Origin of the sequence: Streptomyces sp. WMMB 714 (genome assembly GCF_900090125.1) — a bacterium.
Lineage (GTDB): Bacteria > Actinomycetota > Actinomycetes > Streptomycetales > Streptomycetaceae > Streptomyces > Streptomyces daqingensis.
On sequence record NZ_FMHJ01000001.1, the window covers coordinates 575,034 to 601,384 of the forward strand.

29 protein-coding genes are annotated in these 26,351 nt (G+C 69.5%); 16 read left to right on the forward strand and 13 right to left on the reverse strand.

Annotated features, from left to right (window positions below; genetic code table 11):
* Window positions 1–13 precede the first annotated feature (13 nt).
* The 6 genes from H181DRAFT_RS02400 (at window position 14) to H181DRAFT_RS02425 (ending at window position 5,901) form a co-directional block, all read left to right on the forward strand.
* On the forward strand, window positions 14–1,192 hold the full coding sequence (locus H181DRAFT_RS02400) for a GTP-binding protein (RefSeq protein WP_045862428.1): 1,179 nt from the start codon (window positions 14–16) through the stop codon (window positions 1,190–1,192).
* A gap of 122 nt (window positions 1,193–1,314) precedes the next feature.
* Window positions 1,315–2,142 carry a class I SAM-dependent methyltransferase gene (locus H181DRAFT_RS02405; RefSeq protein WP_045862429.1) on the forward strand — a complete coding sequence of 276 codons (828 nt, stop codon included), beginning with the start codon at window positions 1,315–1,317 and terminating at the stop codon, window positions 2,140–2,142.
* 269 nt (window positions 2,143–2,411) lie between these two features.
* On the forward strand, window positions 2,412–3,413 hold the full coding sequence (locus H181DRAFT_RS02410; protein ID WP_045862430.1) for an ABC transporter substrate-binding protein: 1,002 nt from the start codon (window positions 2,412–2,414) through the stop codon (window positions 3,411–3,413).
* Entirely contained in the window at window positions 3,403–4,575 is a 1,173-nt protein-coding gene (locus H181DRAFT_RS02415) for a FecCD family ABC transporter permease (RefSeq protein ID WP_078895425.1), read from the forward strand. The genes H181DRAFT_RS02410 and H181DRAFT_RS02415 overlap by 11 nt, the downstream gene beginning before the upstream one ends.
* On the forward strand, window positions 4,572–5,366 hold the full coding sequence (locus tag H181DRAFT_RS02420) for an ABC transporter ATP-binding protein (protein WP_045862431.1): 795 nt from the start codon (window positions 4,572–4,574) through the stop codon (window positions 5,364–5,366). Before H181DRAFT_RS02415 ends, H181DRAFT_RS02420 begins: the two co-directional genes overlap by 4 nt.
* Window positions 5,367–5,601: 235 nt before the next feature.
* On the forward strand, window positions 5,602–5,901 hold the full coding sequence (locus H181DRAFT_RS02425; protein ID WP_045862432.1) for a hypothetical protein: 300 nt from the start codon (window positions 5,602–5,604) through the stop codon (window positions 5,899–5,901).
* A gap of 231 nt (window positions 5,902–6,132) precedes the next feature.
* On the opposite strand, the gene rpsN is transcribed toward H181DRAFT_RS02425, so the two are convergent.
* Window positions 6,133–6,438 carry a 30S ribosomal protein S14 gene (rpsN, locus tag H181DRAFT_RS02430; protein ID WP_045862433.1) on the reverse strand — a complete coding sequence of 102 codons (306 nt, stop codon included), beginning with the start codon at window positions 6,436–6,438 and terminating at the stop codon, window positions 6,133–6,135.
* Window positions 6,438–6,674, reverse strand: a complete 237-nt coding sequence (gene rpmB, locus H181DRAFT_RS02435) for a 50S ribosomal protein L28 (protein ID WP_045862434.1) — start codon at window positions 6,672–6,674, stop codon at window positions 6,438–6,440. The genes rpsN and rpmB overlap by 1 nt, the downstream gene beginning before the upstream one ends.
* A gap of 68 nt (window positions 6,675–6,742) precedes the next feature.
* Here rpmB and rpmG point away from each other — a divergent pair, with 68 nt between their 5' ends.
* Genes rpmG through rpsR form a run of 4 tightly spaced genes read left to right on the forward strand, consistent with a single transcriptional unit; the run spans window position 6,743 to window position 8,619 of the window.
* Window positions 6,743–6,907 carry a 50S ribosomal protein L33 gene (rpmG, locus tag H181DRAFT_RS02440; RefSeq protein WP_045862435.1) on the forward strand — a complete coding sequence of 55 codons (165 nt, stop codon included), beginning with the start codon at window positions 6,743–6,745 and terminating at the stop codon, window positions 6,905–6,907.
* A gap of 23 nt (window positions 6,908–6,930) precedes the next feature.
* Window positions 6,931–7,185: a type B 50S ribosomal protein L31 gene (locus H181DRAFT_RS02445; protein ID WP_045862436.1), complete on the forward strand. Its 255-nt coding sequence runs from the start codon at window positions 6,931–6,933 to the stop codon at window positions 7,183–7,185.
* The gene (locus H181DRAFT_RS02450; RefSeq protein ID WP_045862437.1) at window positions 7,185–8,336 is read left to right on the forward strand and encodes a CobW family GTP-binding protein; all 1,152 of its coding nucleotides are present in this window, start codon (window positions 7,185–7,187) and stop codon (window positions 8,334–8,336) included. The genes H181DRAFT_RS02445 and H181DRAFT_RS02450 overlap by 1 nt, the downstream gene beginning before the upstream one ends.
* Window positions 8,337–8,382: 46 nt before the next feature.
* Complete coding sequence (gene rpsR / locus H181DRAFT_RS02455) at window positions 8,383–8,619, forward strand: 30S ribosomal protein S18 (protein WP_045862438.1); 237 nt, start codon at window positions 8,383–8,385, stop codon at window positions 8,617–8,619.
* Window positions 8,620–8,776: 157 nt separating this feature from the next.
* Here the strand turns inward: rpsR and H181DRAFT_RS02460 are convergent, their stop codons facing one another.
* A complete protein-coding gene (locus tag H181DRAFT_RS02460) occupies window positions 8,777–9,334 on the reverse strand; it encodes a TetR/AcrR family transcriptional regulator (RefSeq protein ID WP_199810799.1) in 558 nt (185 codons plus the stop codon).
* 88 nt (window positions 9,335–9,422) lie between these two features.
* Between H181DRAFT_RS02460 and H181DRAFT_RS02465 the strand changes: the two genes are divergently transcribed.
* Window positions 9,423–10,472 carry a zinc-binding dehydrogenase gene (locus H181DRAFT_RS02465; RefSeq protein ID WP_045862440.1) on the forward strand — a complete coding sequence of 350 codons (1,050 nt, stop codon included), beginning with the start codon at window positions 9,423–9,425 and terminating at the stop codon, window positions 10,470–10,472.
* Between the two features lie 129 nt (window positions 10,473–10,601).
* Here the strand turns inward: H181DRAFT_RS02465 and H181DRAFT_RS02470 are convergent, their stop codons facing one another.
* The 3 genes from H181DRAFT_RS02470 to H181DRAFT_RS02480 are packed head-to-tail and all read right to left on the reverse strand — an operon-like array spanning window position 10,602 to window position 13,264.
* A complete protein-coding gene (locus H181DRAFT_RS02470) occupies window positions 10,602–11,597 on the reverse strand; it encodes a CU044_5270 family protein (protein WP_302622619.1) in 996 nt (331 codons plus the stop codon).
* A 46-nt stretch (window positions 11,598–11,643) separates the two neighbouring features.
* Entirely contained in the window at window positions 11,644–12,651 is a 1,008-nt protein-coding gene (locus H181DRAFT_RS02475; RefSeq protein WP_052708410.1) for a CU044_5270 family protein, read from the reverse strand.
* Window position 12,652: 1 nt separating this feature from the next.
* On the reverse strand, window positions 12,653–13,264 hold the full coding sequence (locus tag H181DRAFT_RS02480) for an RNA polymerase sigma factor (protein WP_254666666.1): 612 nt from the start codon (window positions 13,262–13,264) through the stop codon (window positions 12,653–12,655).
* Between the two features lie 388 nt (window positions 13,265–13,652).
* On the opposite strand from H181DRAFT_RS02480, the gene H181DRAFT_RS02485 reads away from it, so the two are divergent.
* From H181DRAFT_RS02485 to H181DRAFT_RS02505, 5 genes are read left to right on the forward strand one after another with little or no spacing between them, the layout of a single operon-like run.
* Window positions 13,653–14,609, forward strand: coding sequence for an ATP-binding cassette domain-containing protein (locus H181DRAFT_RS02485; RefSeq protein ID WP_045862441.1), 957 nt, complete (start codon window positions 13,653–13,655; stop codon window positions 14,607–14,609).
* Window positions 14,606–15,430: an ABC transporter permease gene (locus H181DRAFT_RS02490; protein WP_045862442.1), complete on the forward strand. Its 825-nt coding sequence runs from the start codon at window positions 14,606–14,608 to the stop codon at window positions 15,428–15,430. The genes H181DRAFT_RS02485 and H181DRAFT_RS02490 overlap by 4 nt, the downstream gene beginning before the upstream one ends.
* The gene (locus H181DRAFT_RS02495) at window positions 15,430–16,659 is read left to right on the forward strand and encodes a sensor histidine kinase (protein WP_078895427.1); all 1,230 of its coding nucleotides are present in this window, start codon (window positions 15,430–15,432) and stop codon (window positions 16,657–16,659) included. The genes H181DRAFT_RS02490 and H181DRAFT_RS02495 overlap by 1 nt, the downstream gene beginning before the upstream one ends.
* The gene (locus H181DRAFT_RS02500) at window positions 16,656–17,318 is read left to right on the forward strand and encodes a response regulator (RefSeq protein ID WP_045862443.1); all 663 of its coding nucleotides are present in this window, start codon (window positions 16,656–16,658) and stop codon (window positions 17,316–17,318) included. The genes H181DRAFT_RS02495 and H181DRAFT_RS02500 overlap by 4 nt, the downstream gene beginning before the upstream one ends.
* Window positions 17,315–17,902: an NUDIX domain-containing protein gene (locus H181DRAFT_RS02505; RefSeq protein ID WP_045862444.1), complete on the forward strand. Its 588-nt coding sequence runs from the start codon at window positions 17,315–17,317 to the stop codon at window positions 17,900–17,902. The genes H181DRAFT_RS02500 and H181DRAFT_RS02505 overlap by 4 nt, the downstream gene beginning before the upstream one ends.
* 180 nt (window positions 17,903–18,082) lie before the next feature.
* Here the strand turns inward: H181DRAFT_RS02505 and H181DRAFT_RS02510 are convergent, their stop codons facing one another.
* The 7 genes from H181DRAFT_RS02510 to H181DRAFT_RS02540 form a co-directional block, all read right to left on the reverse strand.
* Complete coding sequence (locus H181DRAFT_RS02510; RefSeq protein WP_045862445.1) at window positions 18,083–19,387, reverse strand: phospholipase D-like domain-containing protein; 1,305 nt, start codon at window positions 19,385–19,387, stop codon at window positions 18,083–18,085.
* A 713-nt stretch (window positions 19,388–20,100) separates the two neighbouring features.
* On the reverse strand, window positions 20,101–21,237 hold the full coding sequence (locus tag H181DRAFT_RS02515) for a M20 family metallopeptidase (protein WP_045862446.1): 1,137 nt from the start codon (window positions 21,235–21,237) through the stop codon (window positions 20,101–20,103).
* The gene (locus H181DRAFT_RS02520) at window positions 21,230–21,898 is read right to left on the reverse strand and encodes a DUF1028 domain-containing protein (RefSeq protein ID WP_045862447.1); all 669 of its coding nucleotides are present in this window, start codon (window positions 21,896–21,898) and stop codon (window positions 21,230–21,232) included. The genes H181DRAFT_RS02515 and H181DRAFT_RS02520 overlap by 8 nt, the downstream gene beginning before the upstream one ends.
* Window positions 21,895–22,311, reverse strand: coding sequence for a RidA family protein (locus H181DRAFT_RS02525; protein WP_045862448.1), 417 nt, complete (start codon window positions 22,309–22,311; stop codon window positions 21,895–21,897). The genes H181DRAFT_RS02520 and H181DRAFT_RS02525 overlap by 4 nt, the downstream gene beginning before the upstream one ends.
* A gap of 55 nt (window positions 22,312–22,366) precedes the next feature.
* Window positions 22,367–23,632 (reverse strand): flavin-containing monooxygenase, encoded by a 1,266-nt coding sequence (locus H181DRAFT_RS02530; RefSeq protein ID WP_045862449.1) that lies wholly within the window; start codon window positions 23,630–23,632, stop codon window positions 22,367–22,369.
* A 278-nt stretch (window positions 23,633–23,910) separates the two neighbouring features.
* Window positions 23,911–24,834: a LysR family transcriptional regulator gene (locus H181DRAFT_RS02535; protein WP_045862450.1), complete on the reverse strand. Its 924-nt coding sequence runs from the start codon at window positions 24,832–24,834 to the stop codon at window positions 23,911–23,913.
* Between the two features lie 59 nt (window positions 24,835–24,893).
* The gene (locus H181DRAFT_RS02540) at window positions 24,894–26,237 is read right to left on the reverse strand and encodes an MFS transporter (protein WP_045862451.1); all 1,344 of its coding nucleotides are present in this window, start codon (window positions 26,235–26,237) and stop codon (window positions 24,894–24,896) included.
* Between the last annotated feature and the right edge of the window lie 114 nt (window positions 26,238–26,351).

Here is a 26,351-nt window from a genome sequence, read left to right on the forward strand (position 1 = left end):
CGGCGTGGCAGGCATGGCACATGACCGACTGCCGGTCACCGTGCTCTCCGGGTTCCTCGGCGCCGGCAAGACCACGCTGCTCAACCATGTCCTCAGCAACCGCGAAGGGCTGCGCGTCGCGGTCATCGTCAACGACATGAGCGAGGTCAACATCGATGCCGCGCTCGTACGCGGCGGTGAGGCCGCCTTGTCGCGCACCGAGGAGCGTCTGGTCGAGATGACCAACGGCTGCATCTGCTGCACACTGCGCGACGACCTCCTCGAAGAGGTCGACCGATTGGCTCGCGAGGGACGGTTCGACCATCTCCTCATCGAGTCCAGCGGAATCTCCGAACCGATGCCGGTGGCCGCCACGTTCGCCGTCCCCCGCGACGACGGTGCCGTACTCGCAGATCTCGCACGACTCGACACCATGGTCACCGTCGTCGACGCCGCCAGTTTCCTGCCGGAGCTGACGGACGGTGACGGTCTGGCCGAGCGCGGGCTCGACCAGTACGAGAACGATGAGCGCACCGTCGCCGACCTGTTGATGGACCAAGTCGAGTTCGCCGACGTCATCGTGCTCAACAAACTTGACTTGGTGGACGCCAGCTCGGCCGCCCGTCTCCGGGCAACCCTCGCGCGGCTCAACCCTGCCGCCCGGATCGTGCCCGTCACTCATGGGCGCGTGAAACTGGACAACGTGCTCGGCACGGGTCTGTTCGATCTGGAACGTGCCCAGCAAGCTCCCGGCTGGGTCATGGAGCTCAACGGCGACCATGTCCCCGAGACCGAGGAGTACGGCATCTCCTCAACCGTCTTCCGTTCCGAAGCTCTGTTCCACCCGGGCAGGTTGTGGAGGTTCGTGACGGAGCAGCTCGACAGCGGCTCCCTCGGACAGGTGCTGCGGTCGAAGGGGTTTTTCCGCCTGGCAAGTCGCCCCCGCGTGACGGGCCTGTGGTCGCAGGCCGGCACCGTGGCCCGGTTCGAACCCTCCGGTGCCCACAACCCCGACGCCCCTCAGGGGCAGGAACTGGTGTTCATCGGCACCGGATTGCGCCCTGCGGCACTGCAGGCGGCCTTGTCCGACTGCCTCATGGCGAGCGGCGAGAGCGTCCCGCCCGCCGACCCCTTCCCGGAGTGGGACACGTACGGCATCGCTGAGGACTGCGAACACCGACACCCGGAGCAAGTGCCTGCCGCGCACAGGTGAAGTCGCCGGGCTGGGCAGTGGCCGTGGGGGCCCTCCTGTCCAGCCCGGTCCCCGTCCTTCCCAATGGGTTCCGGCGGGATCTCCGTCACCCGACGCCGATCCGGGCGCAGGAGGAGGATCCAATGACAAAGCACACGGTGGAGCTGGGGACAATTCAGGAGACGCTGCTGATTCCCCTGTACGGGCGGGCGGTGGAGAACCTCAAAGCGGAGGCGGTCCTGCGGGATCCGCGAGCGGAGGAGATCGTCGCGGCGATCGAATACGACTTCTCACGCTTCGACGGCTTGCCGAGCCTCGCTGGAACGGTACTGCGCACCGCCTTGTTCGACCGGTGGGTGGCCGACTTCCTCGCCGATCACCCCTCAGGCACGGTGGTGGAACTCGGCGCAGGTCTCAACACGCGTCACGAACGTGTCGACAGCACGCAGGCACGCTGGTTCGACCTCGACCTGCCCGATGTGATCGCTCTGCGGCGGAAGTTCTTCACCGACACCGCGCAGCGGACGACAATCTCAGCATCCGTGACGGACACGTCCTGGCCGGCCACGGTGGAAGAGGACACGGACGGTCCTTACATCTTCTGCGCCGAAGCCGTGCTGCCGTTCCTGGAAGGAACGGAGGTCCACCACGTCCTCGGCATGATCGCGGAGCGGTTCCCGGGCTCCCTGCTGGCCCTGGACACCGCCGGCCCAGAGATCGTCGCCACGCAGGCTACGCACGACGCTCTGAGCAAGGTCGAGGCGCGCATGCAGTGGTCCTGCGGCGATCCCGCCGAGCTCGCGACGTGGCTGCCGGGGACGACCGTGCGCGCCTCGCACACACTCAGCAGCCTGCCGGGCCGGATGTACGAGCAATTGCCTGCCGCCTACCAGGACATGATCGACCGTCTCGCTGAACAGCGCCTCCCCCAGGTCGAGGAGTACCGGCTCAGCCTGGTCCGGCTGCCGTAGCCCAGCCCGTGGGGGTGCGGGTCAGGTGGGATCGATCGAAGTGGTCCGCCAACGAGCACCAGCGCTATGTGATCTGCCGCCGATGTGGACGCAGCGAAGCCGTCGAAACGGACGTCGTCGAACACTGGCCGCTCACCTCGACCAGCTCGTTGAGTCGCACGGCAACGGACCGTTGCCCAGAGGAACTCCGCCACGTGTAACGACAATCGTTACCAGATACAGTTGCGGTCACGACTCAGTTGCATCAGATGTGCAATAGATGGAGGACCATGTCCAAGGGCATAGGCATCACGATCGTGCTCGCACTTGCCCTGGGGGTGACGGGGTGTTCGGGCGCGTCTCACCCCTCAGGCGGCAAGCAGAAGGCGGGTACGGTCGTACACAGCTGCGGGCAGTCCCTTGCCGTGCCCCAGGCGCCCCGTCGGGCCGTCACCCTCGACCAGTCCTCGACCGAGACGTTGCTCGCGCTCGGCCTGGCCGACCGCATGGCAGGGACCTCGTACCTGAAGACGAGCATCGCGCCCCGCTACCGGGCCGACTACAAGAAGGTGCCGGTGCTCAGCCCCAAGGCCCTCACCGGTGAGCAGCTCCGAGCAGCCAACCCCGACCTGGCGGTCGCTTCCTTCACCGGGCTCTACAGCAAGGACCGGGTCGGCACGCGCAAGGAGTTGAAGGACGCGGGCCTGCCCTCGTACGTCAGTGCCGTCGACTGTCCCCGGCACAACGAGCCGGGCATGACTCCCTTCGATCTCCTCTTCAAGGACTACGAGAACCTCGGGCGCATGTTCCGGACGGAGAACCGCGCTCGGAAGCTGATCGACAGGCAGAAGAAGCAAGTTCGACGGGCGGCGTCCGTCCGGGAGGACGTGAAGGGCAAGCCAACTGTCGTATGGATCTACTCGGTGTTCGAAGGCGCTCCGTACGTCGCGGGCAAGGGGGGACTGCCGAGCGAGATGAGCAGGCTCGTGGGCGCCGAGAACGCCTTCGACGACGTCGACGAGCAGTGGCCCGAGGTGTCGTGGGAAGCGGTGGCCGACCGCGACCCCGACCTGATCGTGCTCGGCGACCTCTCCGAACTGGGGCAGGCGGGCGACAGCGCCGTCGACAAGCTGCGCATGCTGCGCGAGGACCCTTTGACGTCGAAGCTGTCGGCAGTGCGGAACAAGCGGGTTCTCACCGTGCCGGGCATCGAGATGGATCCGTCGGTGCGCAGCACCCACACCCTCAGCCTGCTCGCGGACGAGATGAAGGACCGTGGGTATGCCCGCTGACCGTGTCGACCAGGAGGCAGTCGCACCCCGCCTCGCAGCCGCACCGGAGACCGCACACATCACGGCATCGCTGCTCCACCCGGCCCACCGCGACGTCCCGGTCCTGGACGGGCCGTACCACGGCCATCGGCCCCAACGGGCGGAGCGGGGCCTCGGGTTGCTCCGGCCGGCGCTCTTCCTCGGCGGCATCGCGCTCCTCGTGATCTCGATGGCCGTCTCCGTACGCATCGGCATCAGCGACATCGGATACACCGACCTCGGACGGGTGCTGGGCAGCCGCCTCGGTCTGTCTGTCGAACCGCTGCCCGGGCTCGTCGACTCCCTCATCTGGGATCTGCGCATACCCCGAGTCCTTCTGGCGGCGTTCGTCGGCGCGACTCTGGCGTCCTGCGGAGCGGTCCTCCAAGCCGTGACCGGCAACGCCCTGGCCGACCCCTATCTGCTGGGGGTCTCCTCGGGCGCCTCCAGCGGCGCGGTTTCGGTCGTCGTCCTGGGCATCGGCGCCGGTTCGCTCGGTGTGACGGGCGGGGCCTTCGGGGGCGCGCTCGTCTCCTTCGGGCTGCTGATGATTCTGCTGCGCCGCAGCGGCCTGGACTCCGTGCGGATTCTGCTCACGGGTGTCGCCGTGGGGCAGTTGTTCATGGCGCTCACCTCGCTGATCGTCATGGCGTCCGGTGATGCGGAGACGACGCGGGCGGTTGCCCACTGGCTGCTCGGCTCGATGGCCTCCGCACGGTGGGACGGCGTGGCGATCAGCGCGGCCGTCACGACGGCCGGGCTGTTCGTCCTATGGTCATGCTCCACCGCACTGGACGGTTTCGCCTTCGGCCAGGACACTGCGGCGTCACTCGGGATCAACGTACGGGCTGTGCAGAACGTCCTGCTCGTGGTGACCGCGCTGCTCACCGCAGTGGCCGTGGCGTTCGTCGGTGCGATCGGGTTCGTGGGGCTCATCGTCCCGCACTGCATCCGGTTTCTGATCGGACCCCTGCACCGCTCTCTCCTGCCGTTCTCGGCACTCGGCGGGGCCGTGTTCCTGGTGGGCACGGACGCGGTGGCAAGGGTCGCGTTCGCCCCCCAGGAAGTACCGGTCGGCGTCTTCACCGCACTCATCGGCGCCCCGGTCTTCGCCGTCATCCTGCGGAAGCGGGGAGGACTATGAGAATCGACGTCGCACAGGTCGGCTGGACAGTCGGCAGCAAGACCGTCATCGAGGGGATCGACGTCACGGTCGCGTCCGGTCAGACGGTCGGGCTCATCGGCCCCAACGGCTCCGGAAAATCCTCGCTGCTGCGGTGCGTCGCCGGACTCCTCAGGCCGACGTACGGCGCCGTCCGGTACGACGGGCAAGACATCCGGGCGTTCAGCCCGCGCCGGATCGCCCAGAACGTCGCCTTCGTCGGGCAGACCTCCCACACCGCGGGCGAACTGCGGGTCGCCGACGTGGTCGCTCTGGGGCGCACACCCTTCCGCGACCGGTGGCACGGTCTGAACGCCAGGGACCGCCTCATCATCGATGCCGCCCTCGCCCGCATGGGCCTGACCGGTCTCGCCGCCCGTACATGGCGGACGCTCTCCGGCGGAGAACAACAACGGACCCATGTGGCGCGTGCGCTCGCCCAGCAGCCGTGGGGAATTCTGCTGGACGAACCGCTCAACCACCTGGATATCCGATATCAGCTGGAACTCATGGAGATGCTTGCCGCCACCGACCAGACCGTTCTGGTCGCCGTCCACGACCTGGCTGTGGCCGCTCGGTTCTGTGACCGGCTCGTCCTGCTGGACCAGGGCAGAGCCACTGCGGTGGGAATGCCGCACGAGGTACTCACCCCTGAGAATTTGAGGAACGTTTTCGGAACCGAGACGCAAGTCACCCGAGACGACCGAGGAAGACTCACCATCAGCCACCTGCGCGTCGCTCCCGGGCACGCTGCTTCCTACGCCTCCGACTGACGGCCGCCTCGCAGGCCTCATTCGCGACAAAGGGCCACGTCGGCTCTGGACTGCTCAGCAATAACGAATCCGACACTCACTGTCGAACAGCCGACACGAATGCCAATTCTTGTTTCCGCGTGATACGCGTGACACGCTTCCGCGGTACCACCTTGTAGGGCTTCGCCCTTTTTGCCTGGCTGGTGAGAGCTGGCTCTCTTTGCAACAGCGAGAAAACTGACTGGAGTTGAGCACCGTGACAACAGTGCAGCATCGCACCCATGACGGTCACAGCCACACGCACGGCGAAGGATGCGGACACGTGGCCGTACCGCACGGCGACCACGTGGACTACGCACACGACGGCCACTTGCACCGTCCTCACGAAGACCACACCGACGAGTGCGACCCACAGGGGCACCAGGAGCACCAAGGCCACGAGCACATGCACGGTGAAGGGTGCGGACACGTGGCCGTACCGCACGGCGACCACGTGGACTACGTACACGACGGCCACCGGCACGCCGCACATCAGGGGCACTGGGACGACCACTGATCTGGGGGTTCGTGCCCCGGGGCTGCCGGGATCCCGTCCTGCGAAGCAGCCGCTGAGAGCCACTGATCCGCTCAACCGCGCTCACGCCCAGAACACGACCAGAACCTCGGAGCGGGGCGCACGAGGCTTGTGGCATTCGAACCTCGTGCGCCCCGCTGTCCGTCTGGGCTGCACCGCCTGTGGCGCCTGTGGTGATACGCCGGCGCAGCGAAGGTGAGTCCCGGCCACGGGTCACCAGGAGGACTTGGTCACCCCCGGCAGGTAACCCTCGTGCGCGAATTGGCGCATGCGCACACGCGACAGTCCGAAAGCTCGCAGATGACCGCGCGGGCGCCCGTCGACGGCGTCGCGGTTACGCACCCGCGTGGCACTGGCATCGCGGGGTTGACGGGCCAACTCGCGCCGGGCGGCCTCCCTTTCCGGCCCCGTCGAGGAGGGACGGCGGAGAATCTCCTTCAATTCGGCCCGTCGGGCCGCGTACCGCTCGACCACGGCCTTCCGCTTGTCGTTCTTGGCGATCTTGCTCTTCTTCGCCATCAGACCTTCCCTCCCCGGGCGCGGATCCTTGCCACGGCCTTCTCGATGCCGATTGCGTCCACCGTCTTGATCCCCTTGGCGCTGAGGGTGAGCCGTACGTGGCGGCCCTCACTCGGCAGCCAGTAGCGCTTGCGCTGGACGTTGGGGTCGAAGCGCCGGCGCGTACGCCGGTGGGAGTGGGAGATGGCGTTACCGAAGCCGGGCTCGGCGCCGGTCAGTTGGCAGCGGGCGGACACGGGTGACCTACCTCTCGTAGCACTGGGATCGTTTTGTTAATGGAAATCATTTCCATATAGTAGCAGCCATGGCTCACAACGACCTCCGCCCGATCGTGAAGCTGCGGTCCACGGCCGGCACCGGCTACACCTACGTGACCCGCAAGAACCGCCGTAACAACCCCGACCGCATGACTCTGCGCAAGTACGACCCCGTCGCCCGCCGCCACGTCGACTTCCGCGAAACCCGCTGACTCCCACGCAAAGGACAACCACCATGAAGCAGGGCATACACCCCGTCTACGGTCCCGTCGTCTTCCGGGACAAGGCCGCAGGTTTCGCCTTCCTCACCCGCTCGACCACCACCAGCGACACGACGATCGACTGGGAGGACGGCAACAGCTACCCCGTCATCGACGTCGAGATCTCCTCCAAGAGCCACCCCTTCTACACCGGCACCGCTCGCGTTCTGGACACAGCCGGGCGGGTGGAGCGCTTCGAGCGCCGCTACGGCCGCCGTGAGGCCCGCTGATGGAGAAGCAGCCGAAGCTTTCCGTCGTCATCGTCGGCGGGCTGCACTCCGAGGCACGCACCGAGGTTGTACAGCGCCTGCTGGGGGCCGTGCCCGGCAGCGTCGCACTGCACCACGACCACTCCACAGCCGCACGAGGAACAGTGCGGCGGACCATACGCAGCGCATCCGGCGAACTGGACGCAGCAGAAGTACCGTTGGTCAACGACTGCGCCTGCTGCGCCCTGCGCGAAGACCTCGTCCCCGAGTTGGATCGGCTGGCCTCGGACGGCATGACCCGGCTCGCCGTCGTGGAGCTGTGGGACTCGGTCGAGCCCAAGGCGATGGCCGAAGTCGTCGCAGTACACGGCGAGGAGGTCGTCCTCACCGGTGTGTTCACGGCGATCGACCCGGCGCTCGTCCTGCCGTGCCTCGGCAACGGCGACGACCTGACCGACGCAGGACTCGCCGCTGCCCCCACCGACCAGCGGACCGTCGCGGACACCTTCGCGCGGCAGCTGGAATACGCCCCGGTGCTGGCCCTCGTCGACAGCGATGACGCGGACGAGGAGGACGCGGCCCTGCTGAACCAGCTCCACCCCACAGCTCGTTTCGTACACGCGGCATCCGGCGAGCTGGCACAAGCGGCCTTTGCCGGATTCGACGCAGCGGCCGCCGCAGCGGCTCAGGATCCCGCCTGTGCGCTGCTGCCGCAGGACGCGGAGGACTCCGGGGTGAGCACCTACGTCTGGCACCGCGACCGCCCCTTCCACCCGGAACGGCTCTACCAAGCGCTGGAGGACCTGGCCTGCGCGGCTGCCCGCAGCCGGGGGCGGTTCTGGCTCGCCGACCGCCCCGACACTCTGCTGGCCTGGGACGCCGCCGGCGGAGCGCTCGGCGTCGAGAGCGCCGGGCCCTGGATGGCCGCACTCCCGGACGCCGCCTGGGAGATGGTCCCACCGGAACGCAGAGCCGCAGCCGCGATGGGATGGCACCCGGTGCACGGCGACCGCTGCCAGCACCTGGTGTTCACCTCACCGGGCCTCGACCGCGACGGCATCAAGCAGCTCCTCGAGTCCTGCCTGCTGACCGACGCCGAATACGCCGAAGGCCCCGATGCATGGCGGCACCTGTCATCCGCGTTCGCTCCGCTTCTCGACCACGCGACCTGACGCACCGGAACCACCCGACATCAGCACACCGCAGCCTGGAGATCCCGTGCCACCTCACAACGCTCCCCGCAAGCCCGCCAAGCCCCGCCGCAACCCCCTGGACCAGGCCGGCATCACCTACATCGACTACAAGGACACCGATCTCCTGCGGAAGTTCATCTCCGACAGGGGCAAGATCCGCAGCCGCCGCGTCACACGAGTATCCGCCCAGCAGCAGAGGCAGCTGGCACGGGCGATCAAGAACGCCCGTGAGATGGCACTCCTGCCCTACAGCACCCGGTGAGCGAAACGTCACCGCGCCCGTAGATCGGTCCCGCCGCATGCGCCGGACCTCGGTCATGCGGCTTCCAGTGATCCGTTCCAGCGGGGGCGGCCCGTGCGGAGGCGCAGCGCCCGCGTCACAAGTGCGGCCCCCTGAGCGTCAGGTCGCCGACTCGGGCCTACCGGCCGGGCGCCGCGCTCGCTCGGACCAGGGCTCGTGCCAGGCCGGTGCTCACCGGCAGTGTGTCGAGTGGGAGCGGCTGCGTGGCGAGGGCGCCCTCGTGCAGTACGAGGAGCTGGGTGGCGAGGGCGTCGGGGCCCGCGCATCCCGCAGCCGTGGCGAGCTCCTTGAACAGGTTCAGCAGCCAGCGCTTCTGGTCCGCGGCGATGCGGTGCGCGGGGTGCGAGGGGTCCGGGAGTTCGGCGAGCGCGTTGATGAACGCGCATCCGCGGGTGCTGGTCTCGCTCCAGGTCCGCAGCGCTTCGAAGGGGGCGGTGACGGCCTCGACGGGGTCGTCGCAGCCGTCGACGGTCTCGCGGACTCGCGACCGCCATCGCTTGTCGCGCTCCGCGAGGTAGATCGCCACGAGATGGTCTTTCGAGCCGAACTGGTTGTAGAGGGTCCGCTTGGTCACCCCTGAGTGTTCAGCGATCAGGTCCACACCGACCGACGTGATTCCGCGGTCGTAGAAAAGCTCCTCGGCAGCCGTCACGATGCGTCGACCGGCCGGTGTCATGGGCGGTGCATCCTGCATTCGAACGCCCTTCACAGATCGGTGTACCGTCGCATTCACAGATCAGTATACCTACGAGGAGGTTCAGACGATGCGCGTGCCCAAGACCATGCGAGCGGTACGGATCGCAGAGCACGGCGGACCGGAGGTCCTCGAGCCGGCGGAGGTGGCGGTGCCCGCGCCGCAGGCGGGTGAAGTGCTGATCCGGGTCAGCGCGGTCGCGCTGAACAACACCGACCTGTGGACCCGCGAGGGCGCGTACGGCCGCCCGGGAGACCCGGCGGCGCTGTCGGGATGGCGAGGCCCCATCGATTTCCCGCGGATCCAGGGCGCCGACGTGGCCGGCCGGATCGTGGCCGTCGGCCCCGGCACGCACAAGGGCCTCGTCGGTCGCCGGGTGGTGGTCGACCCGGCGATCTACGACGGTCAGGGACCGCATGCGAACCCGGTGGGCCTGATGGGGAGCGAACGCGACGGCGGCTACGCCGAGTACGTGACCGCACCGGCCGAACGCGTGCACGACGTCACCGAGTCCCCGCTCACGGACGACCAGCTCGCGACGCTGCCGACCGCCTACGGCACGGCGCTCGGCATGATCGAGCGGGGCCGGCTGACGGAAGGGGAGACCGTCCTGGTCTCGGGAGCGTCCGGCGGTGTGGGCATCGCCCTCGTGCAGATCGCCCGCGCGCGCGGCGCGAAGGTACTCGCCATCAGCAGCGGATCGAAGATCGATTCGGTGCGCGAGGCAGGTGCACACGAAGTCCTCGACCGCGCACGGGACATCGCCGGGCAGATCCACGACGCCGCCCCTGAGGGCATCGACGCAGCGCTCGACGTCGTCGCCGGCGACCTGGTGGGCGAAGCGCTGCCGCTGCTGCGGGAAGGCGGCCGGTGGGTCGTCGCCGGGGCACTCGGCGGGTACCGGGTGGCGTTCGACGTGCGCCGCCTCTACCTGCACAACGGGCAGGTGATCGGCTCCGCGATGCACACGCCCACCCACTTCGGCCTCCTCATGGACCTGGCCCGCCGGGCGGAGGTCCAGCCCGTCATCGCCGCGACGTTCCCGCTGGAGCAGGCGGCGCGAGCACAGGAGGAGCTCGCCCGCAGGGGGCACGTGGGAAAGATCGTCATGAACCCCTGAGGCCGCGGTTCAGAGGGTCGCCGGCAGTCCTTCGGCCTCATCGTCGAGGACGTGGCAGAGCTGTGCGGCGGCGCCGCCGGTGGGCCCGGTGGCGCCGCCTCCGTCATCGGTGCCGGCCGGCAGTGGAGCTCAGGGCCTCTGCTTGACCTTGTCGACGACGCCGAAGTCGTCGACGTGGATGAACTGGTCGTAGCTCTTCTTCTTGTTCAGCGTGGTGCGAACCGCCCTGTCCCCGAGGTATTCGTGGCTGTCCTCGTCGATGACGAGCATCTGGTCCTTGTGGAACCTGTGGTCGAACCAGACCCCCACCGCCGGATCTCCCTCTCCGTCCTTCACGCCTGCTGTGGCCCTCATCCCGGGGACCTTCGCGAGGGCGTCGAAAGCGGCGGGCCGCAGCCCCTCGGGCTCCACCGAACTCGTGGCCAATCCCTTCAGCAGGAACTGGAGTTGCATCCACTCCGCCTTCTCGATCTCCGCGAGGGACTTCGGCTTCTCCGCCGCCCCGGGGTGGCCCTTCGCCAGGTAGCGGATCAGTTCCACCGGATCCTGGGGGAGATTCTCCTTCGCCTCCCAGCCGGGAGGCGGCCACGTGGACTCCTGCCTTCCCAGCGGCGGGACCCACCAGCCCTTGCCGCCGATCTCGTTCACCCACCCGCGCTTACGGCGGTCCACCGATTCCCAGTTCTCGGCCGGCCGGACATCGGTCTCGCCGGTCTTGCGGTCGGTCTCCTTGACGATGTTCCTGGTGTAGATGAACTGGTCGTCGCGGGGAACGTCGGTCTTGGCGTCCTTCTCCTCCTCCCGGAGGCGGTCCGCGGCGGCGCGAAGTATCTTCGCCGCGTCGACCTCCCGCTTGCCCGCGCCGCCGTCCCGCGCATCGGAGACGTTCGAGGGGGCCGGCGCCGAACTGCCTTTCCTGTCGCCGTAGTCGACGGCGACGGCGACGGTGGCAGTGACGGCGACCGCCGCCGCGGCGGCGAGCACGACGGTCAGCAGCGGACTGCGGTGGCGGGAACTCCGGGAGTCGTGCGCGGTGCCGTCCGAGATCCTGATGTCATCCATGATTCCCTCTGTCGCTGATCGATCCGAATCGGCCCGGGGCGCCGAGGACTTCCCGGCACCCACGGCCCCCGTGCGCCGTGGGTGCCCGCTGACCGGGCCGCTGCCGGCCTCACGGCCGCTGCTTGAGCTTGTCGACGATCGCGTACTCCTCCATGTGCGAGAACTGGTCGTAGGTCTTCTTGGGGGGAGTACGGACGCCCGTGTGCCCGACGACCTTGTGACTGTCCTTGTCGAGGACGAGCAGGCTGTCCTCGAAGAGCGCGTTCTCGGCCCAGATCCCGACCGCGGGGCGTCCCTCGGCGTCCTTCATCGGCTTCGCCTTGATCCCGGGGACCATGGCGAGCGCTTCGAAGGCGGTGGCCCGCAGCTCCCTGGGGATCACCGGCGCCCGCAGCACGATGCCCTCCAGCTGCATGTGGAGGTCCCTCCACTCCTCCTTGCTCACGCCCTTCAGCGACTTCGGCTTCAGCGGCGGGTCGACCGGGCTGCACAGTTCGAGGACGAGCTTGACCGGATCCGTGGGGAGTTTCCTCAGTTCGCTCCAGTCGTAGATCGGCGGCCGGCTGCTGTCCTCGTTCGGGTTGGTCCAGTTGCCCTCCCCGAGATGCACGTTCCACGAGTGCTTCGAGCCGTCCACCGAGTTCCAGCTCTCGTCCGTGTAGGTCTTGCTCTTGCCGGTCCTGCGTTCGGTCTCCTTGGTGACGTCCTTGGTGTAGATGAACTGGTCGTCCCGGGGGATGTCGGGCTCCGGACCCTTGCGCGCCTCTTCCGCGGCGCTGAGGAGCACCTTCTGCGCGTACGAGCTCTTCGGACGCGCCACGTCCGCCGAACCGTCCTGCTTGTCGCCGATGTTGTCGGCGACCACCGCGGTAGCGGCTACGGCGACCGCCGCCGCGGCGGCCACCGCGACGCTCAGCACTCGCCGTCTGCGTACGGGATTGCGAGAGCTGTCCTTCGTGTCGGTCATGAATCCCCCTGTGATGATCGGCCGTCGCAGCTCCGTGCCGGCTGCGGCAGCTTCGTCGTCGATCGCGGTCTGGAGCCGCTTCCGGCCCGTGGCCAGCCGATCCGCGCCGGGGCGCGGGATCTCGGCCCGCATACGCCGCAGCGGTGTCATCTCATCCACGTGTGAACTCCTCGCTTGCCGCGGTGGGATCGACTCCACCGAGCGCTTTCCGGACCTTCTTGCGAGCCCGGTTCAGTCGGGAGCGCACTGTCCCGATGGGAATGCGGAGCGCCTGTGCCACTTCGTCGTAGGTCAGCGACTCCCACGCGACCAGCAGCAGTACGTCGCGGTCGCCTTTGGTGAGACGGGCCAGCGCCGCACCCAGCTGGCGGGTCACGGCGGCCGCGGCCACCCGGCTGTCCGCGCGGTCGTGGTGGCCCTCGACCACCGGGTCGACCGCGGTCTTCGCCAGCAGGCGGTACTGCATGACCTCCGAACGGCGGTGTCCGGCGATCAAGTTGCTGGCTATCCCGTACAGCCACGGCCGGGCCGCACCGCGGGACGGGTCGAAACGGTCCCGGCGGCGGAACGCCACCAGGAAGGTCTCCGCCACGACGTCGTCCGCGGCGCTCTCCCCGAGGCGCCGTGCCACGTATCTGTGAATGTCCGGCGCGTGCCGGTCGTACAGTTCGGCGAACCGCTGCGGATCGGTCTGTGACGCCTGCACCAGGACCGAGTCCTCCGTGGGATCCGGCCGGCGCTCCACCTGGGAGGGCGCTGTCACATCGGGCTCCGTTCGTCTCGCCTCGCCGGGCGAATACCGAGCCCGGTCACTCCCACTCCGCACGAGGCACGGATCGAGTTCACGCTTTCGCCGGACACTTTCGCCGAGGAGCCCTCTCGGCGTCCGGCGAACGGCCCCCGGCGCCGTCCGGGGCATGAGCCGGCGAGGAATGGCCGCAGCTCAACCGGCGGGGCTGCGTCGGCAGACGAGGACCGGCGGGCAGCCGGCGGCGGGCGGGCCGCGTCCGTGCATGCGCCTCGAGGTGTAGCGGGCTCCACCTGTGGATGCAGCCGGCGCGTGAAGAGTCCGGCCTGGAGGCTCACGCGCCGGCCGGGAGCGAAACCTAGCGTGGAAGTCATCCAGCCCCTCCCCCCGATGAGGACGCCCGATGATCGAAGCTCACGTGCTGACCAAACGTTACGGAGACAAGACCGCCGTCGCCGATCTCAGCTTCACGGTGCGGCCCGGTGCCGTCACCGGATTCCTCGGGCCGAACGGCGCCGGGAAGTCCACGACGATGCGGATGATCCTCGGTCTGGACGCCCCGACCTCCGGCCACGTCACCGTCAACGGAAAGCGGTACGCCGCGCACCGCGCACCGCTGCACGAGGTGGGCGCGACGCTGGAGGCACGCTCGGTGCACACCGGCCGTTCCGCGTACCACCACCTGCTCTCCCTGGCGGCCACGACGGGCATACCCCGCAGCCGGGTGGAGGAAGTGATCGGCATCGTCGGTCTGCGGGACGTGGCGCGCAGACGGGCCGGCGGCTTCTCGCTGGGCATGGGCCAGCGGCTCGGCATCGCGAGCGCCCTGCTCGGGGACCCGGCCACCCTCGTCCTGGACGAGCCGGTGAACGGCCTCGATCCCGAAGGCATCCTCTGGATCCGCAACCTCCTGAAGAAGCTGGCCGCCGAGGGCCGTACCGTGCTGGTCTCCTCGCATCTGATGAGCGAGATGGCGCTGACCGCCGAGCACCTCATCGTGATCGGGCGCGGGCGGCTGATCGCGGACACCTCCGTCGAGGAGTTCACACGGGCCGCCGCCCACAGCTCGGTGCACGTGCGCACCGCCGAGACGGACCGGCTGCGCACGCTGCTGTCGGGCCCGGGGGTGACCGTGACCTCGCACGTCCGCGGTGCCCTGGAGGTGACCGGCCTGGACGGCGGGCAGATCGGCCGGATCGCGGCAGACAACGGGATCGCGCTGTGCGAACTGGCCCCGCGGCAGGCTTCGTTGGAGGAAGCGTTCATGGAACTCACCCGCGATGCCGTCGAGTACACGACTGCCCGGCCGGCGGCGTCCGGCGCGGCAGGCCGGACCGGCTCCGAAGGACGTGCGGCATGAGTGCGGGCACCGCTGACGTTTCGCGTCCACGCGCCGCACACGGGCACGTCACCCAGGTCCGGGTCCTCGTCTCGGAATGGGTCAAACTCCGCACCGTGCGCTCGACGTTCTTCACGCTGGTGGCGGCGGCGATCGCGATGACCGGACTGGGGCCCCTCTTCTCGGAGATCACCGCCGACCGCTGGCCGGACCTGACCGCGGCCGAGCGGGCGGCCCACGAACCGGTCGCGCTGAGCCTGGTCGGCTACTACCTGGCCCAACTCGCGGTCTGCGTACTGGGAGTTCTCGTGATCACGGGCGAGTACTCGACCGGCATGATCCGTGCCACGCTCTCCGCGGTGCCGCGCCGCCTCCCGGTGCTGTGGGCCAAGGCCGCCGTATACGGAGCGGTGGTCTTCTCCCTGATGGCCGCCTCGTCCGTGACGGCCTTCCTGATCAGCCAGAACCTGCTGGAGCCCACGGGCATCGCGACATCGCTCGGCGAGGCCGGTGTGACCCGTGTCGTCCTCGGCAACGCTCTGTATCTGACGGTCCTGGGGTTGCTGAGCGTCGGCGTCGGCGCGCTCGTGCGCAACACTGCGGGCGGCACGACGATCATCTTCGGCGTGCTGCTGGTCGTGCCGGAGATCGTCAAGATCCTCCCGGCCAACTGGGCCGACACCATCGGCAAGTACCTGCCGAACACCGCGGGACGCTCCGTCGCCGTCCTCGACCCGGGGCCCTCCGCGCCGGCGCCCTGGACCGGCTTCGCGGTCCTGTGCCTGTACGCGGCCGTGGCGCTCGGCGCTGCCGCCCTGACGCTGAAGCAGCGGGACGCGTGATGACGGCCGCGGCACCGCCCGCCCGGTCGCGGGGCCTGCCGGCCGGGTACCCGCGGCTGCTGCGGGCGGCGCGCGGCCGGCTGTCCCCGACGGCTGCGGACGCACTTCTGGTCGCCGTGGTCTCCGTCCCGGTGGTCCTCCTCGTCAGCGACGGCACCAGCGGCCGCCCCTCGTCCCTGGCCCTCCAGGCGGGGCTGCTCGTTCCCCTGGTGTGGCGGCGGCGGGCGCCGCTGGCCGTGTTCGGGGCGGTGGCCGCCACGGCGTTCGTCCAGTGGCTCGCCGGCGTCCGGCTCTCGGCCGATGCGGCGCTGCTGGTCGCGCTGTACACGGTGGCCGCGTACTCCGGCCCGCGCCGCACCGTGCTGGCCGGCGCCGTCCTGGAAGCGGGCATCGTTCTGGACTCCCTGAGCTGGGCGCCCGAGGGAGGGGCCGCCGGAAACTTCGTCAGCCTCAGCGCCATGGCCGTCGCCGCCGCTGTCATCGGCACGAACGTCCGGACCAGGCGTTCCCACCTCGCGTCCGTGGAGGACCGGGCCGTCCGTCTGGAGCGTGAACGCGATCAGCGGGACCGGCTCGCGGTCGCCGGTGAACGGGCCCGCATCGCCCGCGAGATGCACGACATCGTCAGCCACAACCTCTCCGTGATGGTCGCGCTCGCCGACGGCGCCGTCTTCGCCCAGTTCCGCTCCCCCGGCACGACGACCGCCGCCGTGCGGCAGATCTCCGGAACGGGACGGCAGGCGCTCACGGACATGCGCCGGTTCCTCGGAGTCCTGCGCGCCGACGAACCGGACGCGCTGCGCCATCCGGTGCCCGGCATCGACCAGTTGGAGCCCCTCGTCGATCAGGTGCGGGCGGCCGGACTGCCGACGCGCCTCCGTCAGACGGGTGATCCGTCGCCCGTCCCGGCCGCCGCGCAACTGACCGTCTACCGCCTGGTGCAGGAGTCGCTGACCAACACCCTCAAGCACACGCCCGCAGGCACTCGCGCCGAAGTCCGGGTGCGGTGCTCCACCGAGGCGGTAGCCGTCGAGATCATCGACGACGGCGCATCCACCGACCGCACCGATGGGGCTCGCGGCGCACCGCCAGGACACGGCATCGCGGGCATGCGGGAGCGCGCGGCGGTGTACGGGGCGACGCTGGAGGCGGGCCCTTCCCCGCACGGCCGTGGCTGGCAGGTGGCGGCCCGACTCGAACTCGGCACGGCGGAAGACGGTGCCGCGTGACGATCCGCATCCTGCTCGCCGACGACGAGCCGCTGCTGCGCATGGCCTTCACCATGGTGCTGGAGGCGCAGCGGGACATGGCACCCGTCGGCGAGGCCGGTGACGGCGCCGAAGCGGCACGCCTGGCACGGCAGTTGCGGCCTGACGTCGTGCTGATGGACGTGCGCATGCCCGGCACCGACGGGATCGAGGCGACAGCCGAGATCTTGCGTGACTGCCCGCAGACCCGCGTGCTCATCCTCACGACCTTCGACGTCGACGAACACGCTTTCGCGGGGCTCAGATCCGGGGCGTCGGGATTCCTCCTGAAGAACGCGCTGCCGGAGGAGCTGCTCTCGGCGATCCGCAGCGTCGCCGCGGGCGACGCGGTGGTCTCCCCGCGGATCACCCGCCGCCTGCTGGAGAACTTCGCCCAGCAACTCCCGGACGGGAGCGGCACTTTGGAGGACGGCCGGCTGGAGAGGCTGACGGCACGCGAGCGCGAGGTGCTCGTCGAGGTGGCGCGCGGCCTGTCGAACGCCGAGATCGCCGGACGGCTCAGTCTCGCCGAGGCGACCGTCAAGACCCATCTGAACCGCGTCCTCACGAAGCTGGAGCTGCGCGACCGCGTGCAGGCCGTGGTCTTCGCCTACGAGACCCGGCTGATCCGGCCCGAATGAGGGCTGCGGCGGCCACCGTCCCTGCCGGCGCGCGGCAACCCGGGCTGTCGGTGGGCTCTGCGATCGTGTGCGTCGTGGATGAAGTCGTGCAACGTGTCGACGCGCAGGACCGTGTGCTGGGGCCGGTGAGTCGGAGGGACGCCGTCCGTGAGGGCTGGCTGCACCGGATCGCTGTCGTCGTGTGCCACGACCGGCGGGGCCGGATCCTCGTCCATCGGCGCGCTGAGCAAGTGCCCCGGTTCCCGGGGCACTTCGAGGTCGGAGTGGGTGGAGCCGCGGCGGTCGGGGAGTCTTATGAGCAGGCGGCCGCCCGTGAGCTGGAGGAGGAGTTGGGGGTGTCGGCGGCGGTTCGCTTCCGGTTCAAGTTCCTCAACCGGGGCGGGCTGAGCCCTCACTGGCTCGGGGTGTGCGATGCCGTCGTTCCGCGGGCCGTCACTCCGAACTCGAACGAGGTCGCCTGGCACGGCTGGCTGGACGAGTCCGACCTGCCGCGGATTCTTCAGGACCGGACTTTCACCCCTGACAGTCCGGAGATCCTGGCCCGGTATTTCGCGGACCGTGCTGACGGAACGTCCGCGCGGTGACCGGCCCGTCGGACCGGAACAGCCGGTCACGCCCGGAGAGCGGACGGCGTCCCGACTCGACCGGCCCGGGGCGCTCCCGGGAGTCACGTGCCGCAACGCCGCCAGGCCGAACCCGCTCGAGACCCCCGGCGCCGAGACGGCGGTCCTGCCGCGACTCGGCCCCGAGGGCGCCTGCGGTGCCTACTCCCGGGCCTGCCGCGGATCGACGGGGATCTCCCGCGCCGCGTTCTCAGCGCGCTCCTCGGCCTTCATCTGCCGTCCCGCTGTCCCGCAGCAGCGCTCGTACTGGTTCTGCCAGTCCGTCATGAACGTGTCGTAGTCGGTCCTGCCGACGAGCTTCAGGTCCGACTCGTCGTTGTGCCAGACGCCGTTGCTCGTCCAGTTCGCGGAACCCACGAACACGAGCCTGGAGTTGGGCGTTCCCGCGTAAGTGCCGCTGACCATCATGTACTTGTCGTGCGTGTAGTGCCGGGCGTAGCCGTTCGCGTCGGTGCCGCGTGTGGTGTCGTGGACGTAGATGTTCGACCGGTTCTTCAGGTGGTCCTGCACGCTGTCGTCGACCTGGCCGGCGGTGATCAGGATGTGGATCTTCACGCCGGTACGGGCCAGGCTCACCAGCTTCTTCGGCAGCTCCAGGTAGTTGCGGTCGCCCGGCTTTCCGTGCGAAGTCCACTGGAACATGGCGATGTTGACGGCGGCGGGCGCTTTGATGTTGCCGAGGAAGTCGACCCAGGTGTCGCTCTTGGCACGCAACTTGGGCCACTGGTAGGAGGGCGGCGACAGCTTCCTGGCGGCCTTGCCGCTGCTGGAGTTGTAGTAGTCGGGCGACAGCGGGCCCGGGCCGTTCAGGGCTCCCTTGGCCATGGCGGCGAAGTGCCGGACGTAGGAGTTGTACAGGGCGACGTTGCCCTTGACGGTGGCGCTGCTGTTCCACGCCGTGCTGGCCTGCGCGGAGGTGGGGTTGGCGCTGCTGACCGTCACGGTCCTGTTCGCGTCGCTCCCGCCGCTGAGCATGTAGTACTTCGCGTGCAGGGACGAGCCGCGGAAGTGGGTCAGGCAGCCGCCCGGGCACATCGCGGCGAAGCTGGAGGCCCGCGGATCGTTGCCCAGCTCGTCGACCAGCGACTGCCAGATCGCGTTGTCGCTGTGAACGTCCATCAGCGCTTTGACGATGACGCCGCGCTGATGTGCGGCTATCAGGGCGTTGGCGAAGTCCGGGCCCGGCTGTGCGTTGCTGATCGAGTACATGGCGACGCGGATCGTCTGCCCGCAGCCGGCGCTGTCGATGGACTCGATGATCGGACCCATGATCTTCATCTGGGCGCCGGGGTCCTCCGGATCGTTGAAGCGCGGCCCCGGGCTCGAGGTGAACGTCCGCGACTCGCAACTGAGCGGCGGCCTGGCCTTCTTGACGGCGGCGTGCGCCGTCGTCACCGGCAGCATGGTGACGACCAACGCGATGATCAAGGTGATCGTTCGCTTCATGGGCGGCCTTTCGCCGGGCTGTCGAGGGTGATCGGACGGGTCGTCGCGAGAGGACCGCCGGGTTGCGGTGGCTGGGACCGGGACGGTGACCGGTTGGAGCTGTTGGTGCTGAAAGACAAGGAAACTCCCACGACTTCAGTTTGGTTGACCCATGTACCGACTTGCGACATGTGGGAACTTGGAATGGTTGCAGGGCAGTCCGAAACGTGACATAGCAGTTGCCCCGTCATGCGTGGGAAAGTCCCGTTATCGCGTACTTCGACTTGGCCGGTTCCGCAGCCGGCCCGGACCGCCACCCAGGTCGAGGGGCGGTCGGTCGGCGGACGCGGCGACCGGCGTCGGGAGGAGCCGGGTGCCGAGGGGCTTCCCGGCGGCCGGACAGGGCAGCGCGCCGTGTGTGGGAGGAGCACCGGCGGCCCAGGTGCTCAGCCGGTCCGTGTGGTCCGGCGGGGCTGTCGGTCTGCGCGGTCTGCGCACCGGGGTCACCGGCCACGGGCGGCCGGGCGTCCCTGCGCGGAGGGCGCCGCCGCGACTACTTCGGCGACAAGCGGACGCTGCTCCAGGCAGTCGTCGAGGGGTGCGGACCTTCCTCCACGCTCACCGCACCGGGACCGGACAGCGGCCGCCAACGTGACGGCGCGGCACGGCAGTCGAGCCTCCAGACCCGCAGGCGGCCCCAGGCCCTGTCCCCCGTCCTCACCGGTCCGTCGGGGTCAGCGCATCCACCGCTGTGCCAGGTCGGCCGCCGTCCAGGCGAGCGCCGTCGCGCCGTCGGCGATGGCGCGTTCGGCGGCCTCGCCGACGCAGTGGTCGGCGAACTCCTTCTGGTGGTTGAGGACCGGGAAGCAGCCGAGCCCCACGTAGGGGTGGATGGCGGGGACGACGTGCGAGACGTTGCCCATGTCGGTCGACGCGCGGCTCATCTCCGTCTCGGCCCCCTCGGTGACGAGTCGGCGCCCCAGCCGCTCGGCGTTCCGCTCGTACAGCTCCAACGCGGCCTCATGGGTGCGGAAGTCGGAGTACGGCTGGGACTCCGGCTCGATCTCCAGCTCGCACCCGGTGGCGAGGGCACCGGCCTCGAAGCAGCGACGCACCTTCTCCTCGGTCTCGGCGAGTTCGGCCATGTCCTTCGCCCTTACGTACCAACGGCCCAGAGTCGTCTGCGGGATGGCGTTCGGGGCCTCCCCGCCCGAGGTGACGATGCCGTGCACGCGGACGCTCGGGGGCAGTTGCTGGCGCAGCAGCCCGATGGCGACCTGCGCGATCGTGAACGCGTCCGCGGCGTTCCGGCCATGGGTGGGGTACGCCGCCGCGTGCGCCGCCTTGCCCGTGTAGCGGACGGCCGAGTGCGACACCGCGAAGGGGACGGCGCGGGCGACGTCCACAGGGGCCGGGTGGGCCATCATCGCGAAGTCGAGCCCCTCGAACGCGCCGCGGTCGAGCATCTCGATCTTTCCGCCGCCGCCCTCCTCGGCAGGGGTGCCGAACACTTCGACGGTGAGGTCCAGTTCGCCTGCTCGCCGGGCCAGGGCGACGGCCGCGCCCGCCGACATCGCCGAGATCAGGTTGTGGCCGCAGGCGTGCCCGATGCCCGGCAGGGCGTCGTACTCGGCCATGAAGCCGATGCGCCGCCTCCCCGTTCCGAAGCGGGCGTGGAAGGCAGTGGGCAGACCGACGAAGTTCCGTGTGACCTCGAAGCCGTTGCGGCCGAGGACCTCGGCCACCTTCCCGGCGGACTCGACCTCCTTCCACGCCGTCTCCGGGTGGCGGTGCAGGTCCTCCGACAGTGCGGTCAGTTCGTCGTGGACGGCTTCGACGCCGTCCTGGATGTGCCTCTTGACGTCACTCATCGCCGGGCACCCCGTACGCCGGGGCCGTGCTGGGGTCGATGCCCCGCGTCACGTAGTCCTGCCGCTGCGGCAGCCACACGTCCAGCAGGGCGCCCAGATCCGCGAGGGGCGTCCCGCTCCAGTCGACGCGGAGGTCCGTCTCGCGCCAGCCGGCGTCGCGTACGACCGCCAGGCCGGCCGAGTGGAGACCGCCGGCTTCGCCGCCCGCCGCGAGACCCGCGTCCAGCGCTGCGAGCAGCTTCCGCTCGAACTCCCCGCCGGCGGACTCGAATCCCTCCAGGACCGCGTCGACGACTCCTGTGTTGTCGAGCAGGTTGCCGGCGGCCGCCGCGTGGTCCGACGTCCGCGCGTAGTGGACGCCCAGGGTCCGCCCGCCGCTGTGCACGGCCGGGGCGCCCTGCGCCGCGACGACGGCCACCTGGCGGTAGTCCATCGTGCCGTCGTGCTCGCGGAGCCTCGCCAGGGCTTCGCCGGCCGGGTCACCCTGGGCGAGCCTGTCGAGGAGCCAGTCACCGAAGCGGGGGTCGGTGATGTTCTGGGAGGCCACCGCCCCCACGCCGCACCGCAGATGGAGGCATCGCGCCGCCACACACGGGGAGGAGGAGGTCACGGCCATGCCGAAGGCGCCGGAGCCGTCCCTGGCCAGGATCGAGAAGGTCATGCGCGCCCCCCGGGGACAGCTGTCGCGTCGATCTCCACGAGCCATTCCGGGCGGGCGAGCGCCTCGACCACGATGCCGGTCGAGACGGGGAACACGCCCTTGAGCCAGCGCCCCATCACGCGGTAGACGGTCTCGCGGTAGCGGATGTCGGTGAGGTAGACGACGACCTTGACGACGTCCTCGAGTTCGCCGCCCGCCTCCTCCAGCAGCGTGGCGATGTTCGACATCGCCTTCTCCGCCTGGGCCTCGACGTCGCCGATGCCGACGCTCTCCCCGGTTTCGAGGTCCTGCCCGATCTGGCCCCGCAGATACACGACGCCGCCCGCGACGACGGCCTGGCACAGGTCGTTGTCGAGGTTCTGCTCGGGGTAGGTGTCCTTGGTGTTGAAGGTGCGGATTCTGGTGTGCTTCACGGGAGTTCTCCAGTCTCGCGGGGCTGCCGGACGGTACGCGGAACCGCTTCCCCGCTCACAGGGACGCGGGCTCCTCCACCGAGCCGTAGGCGCGGTAGGAGCGGCGGATCATGATGTGGTCGGCGAGGAACTTCGCGTCGTGCCAGACGCCCCAGATGAAGCTCGACCCCCGTCGTGACTGCCAGGGCAGGCCGAGGAAGAAGACACCGGGCTCGGAGGAGATGCCCCGCCGGTGTTGGGGCCGCCCCTGCTCGTCGAACGCGTCGACCTTCAGCCAGCCGAAGTCCTGCGTGTAGCCGGTGGCCCAGACGATCGAGGTGACGTCCGCCTCCGCGAGGTCGAGTTCGCGCAGCGGGTTCGTCACGCATTCCGGGGCGGGACGGAGGCGGTGGGCTTCCGGCTCGGCGGGCAGGCCGAGCCCGTTGCGCTCGACGTAGGCGTCGGCTTCCCGCAGCAGCGACAGGTGGTTCAGGTCGCCCTGGGCGATGTTGTGCTCGAGGTCCGGGGCGAAGCGGATCTTCCCGTCCTCCCACGACTCGGCGCTGCCGACCAGCGTGATGCCCTCTTCGGCGAGGTCGCGGAAGTCGACGGTGTGACCGCCGCGTGCGCCGCTGACCGCGATCGTCACGTGCTGGGCGCCCTGGGGCGGGGTCGCGGCCTCCCACTTGTTGAGGACGCCGAGCCACCAGACGAAGTCGCGGCCGCGGTAGCGGCGCGGCGGCCTGTCGTGCGGACTGACGGCGAGGTGGACCTCCCGGCCCGCCCGCCGCAGCTCGTCGGCTATCTGCACCCCGGAGGACCCCGATCCGACCACGAGGACGCCGCCGTCCGGGAGTTGGCCCGGGTGGTGGTAGTCGTGGGAGTGGATCTGGTGGACACCCGCCGAGCCCGGCACGACGGGCGGGATCACCGGCTTCTGGAAGGGCCCCGTCGCGGCCACCACGTAGCGCGCTTCGACGGTGCCCTCCGACGTCGTCGCGCGGAATCCGGGCTCGCCGATGTTCTTGGTGACGGCGGTGACCTCGACCCCGCTGCGGATCGGAGCGCCGATCCTCTCCGCGTACTCGGCCAGGTAGGCGGCCACCTCGTCCTTCGTGGGGAAGTCGTCGGGATCGCACCGGAACTCCAGGTTCGGGAAACGGTCGTGCCACGCCGGGCCGTTCGCCACGAGGGAGTCCCACCGCGCCGTACGCCACCGCTCCGCGACGCGTTCACGCTCCAGGACGATGTGCGGGACGCCGTGGGCGCCGAGGTGCTCACTCATCGCGATCCCGGCCTGGCCGCCACCGACGACGAGAACCTCCGTCGCTGTGCTCGACATCCGTACCTCCACTGACTTCGTCTGCTGTGCCCGCGAACGGGATTCGTCCGCGTGGCTTCGCATTCCGGCGAACGGCGCCCGGGCGGAACGGATCGGCGGGCGCCCCGGCCCGGTCCGGCTTCGGCGCAGGCGCCCCCGTTCCGGAATGCGACGGGTTCCGCATGCGGCGGCGCGGCACGCGGCCAATCCGTCACGGCGGCGTTGCCCGGGGATTTCGTTCATCACCGTACGGAGAGGAAGTGCCGCCAGCCAGAACGGATTTCCGTAGGTCCGTTCGGTTAATTCAATACCTCGGGTCCGAGGAGCTCCACCGCCATCTCGATGAACGTCACGACCCGCTGGCTGCGCATGCGGTCGCCCGGCGTGACGGCGACGACGTCGAGCCCTTCATGCCCCGCCGTGAGTTCTCTTGTCACATACGGAAGTCCCTCATAGCTGACGGTCGTCCGCGGCCGTTGACTCAGCAGCGAATATCCCGCACCCCGGGCGACGAGGCAGCGCACGAGTTCCGAATTGGGCGTGCGGAAGCGGATGTCGGGTCTGACGCCCTCCGCGTCGAAGAGGGAGAGGAAGTACTGCCCTCCCGGTTCGAGGTCGAAGAGAATGTAGGGCTCCCCGGCCAGATCGCGCAGGGAGACGGCGTCGGACTGCGCGAGAGGGTGCTCCGGATGCAGCAGGACGTGCGGCGGCACGGCGGTGAGCTTGGTGGCCGTGTGGCCCAGGTCCGTCAGGCGGTCCCGGAAGCGGTACGCGTACATGACGGCCACGTCGCTCTTCCCTTGGTCCATCTCCTCCAGCAGCGCGTTCTGCGACCCCTCGGAGAAGTTCACGTCGACGGCCGGGTAGCGGTGCATGAACTCGGTGACGACGGCGGGCAGCAGCAGCGGCGCGATCGTCGAGTAGCACCCGATGTGCAGCTCCCCCGCCAGCTCGCCGCTGAGCCCGGCCGCACGCCGTTCGAGGTTCGCGGCGTCCCGCAGCAGGTGCCTCGCCTCGGCGAGGACCATCTCGCCGTCGCGGGTGAGCGAGAGCCCGCGGGCGTGCCGCACGAACAGGCTGATCCTGAGGATGTGCTCTAGGTCGGCGATCGCCGTCGACACCGTCGACTGGGAGAGGTGCAGGGCCTGCGCCGCGGCGGTGACCGTTCCGTGTTCGGCGACCGCGACCAGGTAGTCGAGCTGCCGCAGGGTCACGTTGAGCATCGGCACTCCCGTCCGTCACGGGCCGCGGAAGGCACACCGTCCATGCCTTCGCCGCCCGCTCAGTCTACGGGCGCGGAAACTCGTTCACCTGCTGGTTTGTCCGCCTCGTGGAGGAGGTCGGTGCCCTTGGTCTCCGGGATCGTCAGCACCGTCAGCAGCCCCACGGCGCCGACGGCGACGAGGGTGTAGGCCGGGACCATCGGGTCGTCCGTGACCGAGATGAGCCACGTGTTGAGGTACGGCAGCGTGCCGGCGAAGAAGGCGCCGGCGATGGCGTACGCCATGGACAGCCCGCTCTGGCGGGTGCGGGTCGGGAAGAGCTCGGCGACGGTCGCGGAGTGCGTGCCGAGGATGACCGCCAGGATGGCCGCGAGCCCGGCGGTGGCCGCGAAGGCGGCCGTCCCGGAGCCCTGCCGCATGAGGGCGAACAGGGGCACGGCGCCCGCGATGAGCAGTCCGGCGGCGGTCAGCAGGACCGGCTTGCGCCCGACCCGGTCGGAGGCCAGGCCCGAGAGGGGGATGAGGGCGATGGCGACCAGGGAAGCGACCGTCGACAGCAGGGCCGCCTGATCCGGGTGCAGCCCCACTATCTCCTCCTGGTACGTGAGGAGGTAGACGAGCACCACGTAGAACGTGCAGTTCATGAAGGTCTCGACGCCGATGGTCTGCAGGAACTGCCTGCGGTTGCTCTTGAAGACCTCGGTGACGGGCGACGCCGGGACGGTGTCGAGCTCCTCCAGCGCGCGGTACTCCGGGGTGTCCTCGACCTTGAGGCGGATGTACAGGCCGACGAGGGCGAGAGGCACCGTCAGCAGGAAGGGCAGGCGCCAGCCGTTGGCGAGGATCGTCTCCTCGCTCATCGTCGTGTGCAGCGCCCACACCACGAAGGACGCCAGCAGGAAGCCGAGGACGGAGCCGACCTCGATGGAGGAGGTCCCCAGGCCGCGGCGCTTCGCCGGCGAGTACTCCGCGAGGAAGGCGGCGGCCGACCCGAACTCGCCGCCGGCGGCGAGGCCCTGGATGATCCGGGCGACGACGAGGAGCACCGGCGCCGCCACACCGATCGTGTCGTAGCTCGGAATGAGACCGAGCAGCAGGGTCCCGGCAGCCATCGAGATGATGACCATCGAAAGGGTCTTCTTGCGGCCGAAGCGGTCACCGAGGTGCCCGAAGACGACCGACCCGAGAGGACGCACGAAGAACGCGACGGCGAAAACGGCGAATACGGAAAGGAGACTGGCCGTGCCGTCCTGGTCGGGGAAGAAGATGTCCGCCATCGTCGTGGCCATATAGGCGTAGACGGCCCAGTCGAACCAGTGGACGAGTACGCCGATCGACCCGGCGATGACACTGCGTCGTAGCCCTTTTTGCGTGGTCCGGTCATCCGCAGGCGTGGCTGCCATCGGTGCTCCTACACGAGTGGGGACCCCGGTACCCGGGAGTGCGCAGCAGCGTAGGTCGCGCTGTCCGTCCTCAACCAGAGGAAAAAATCGATGGTGCCCACGGTCTTTTCGATG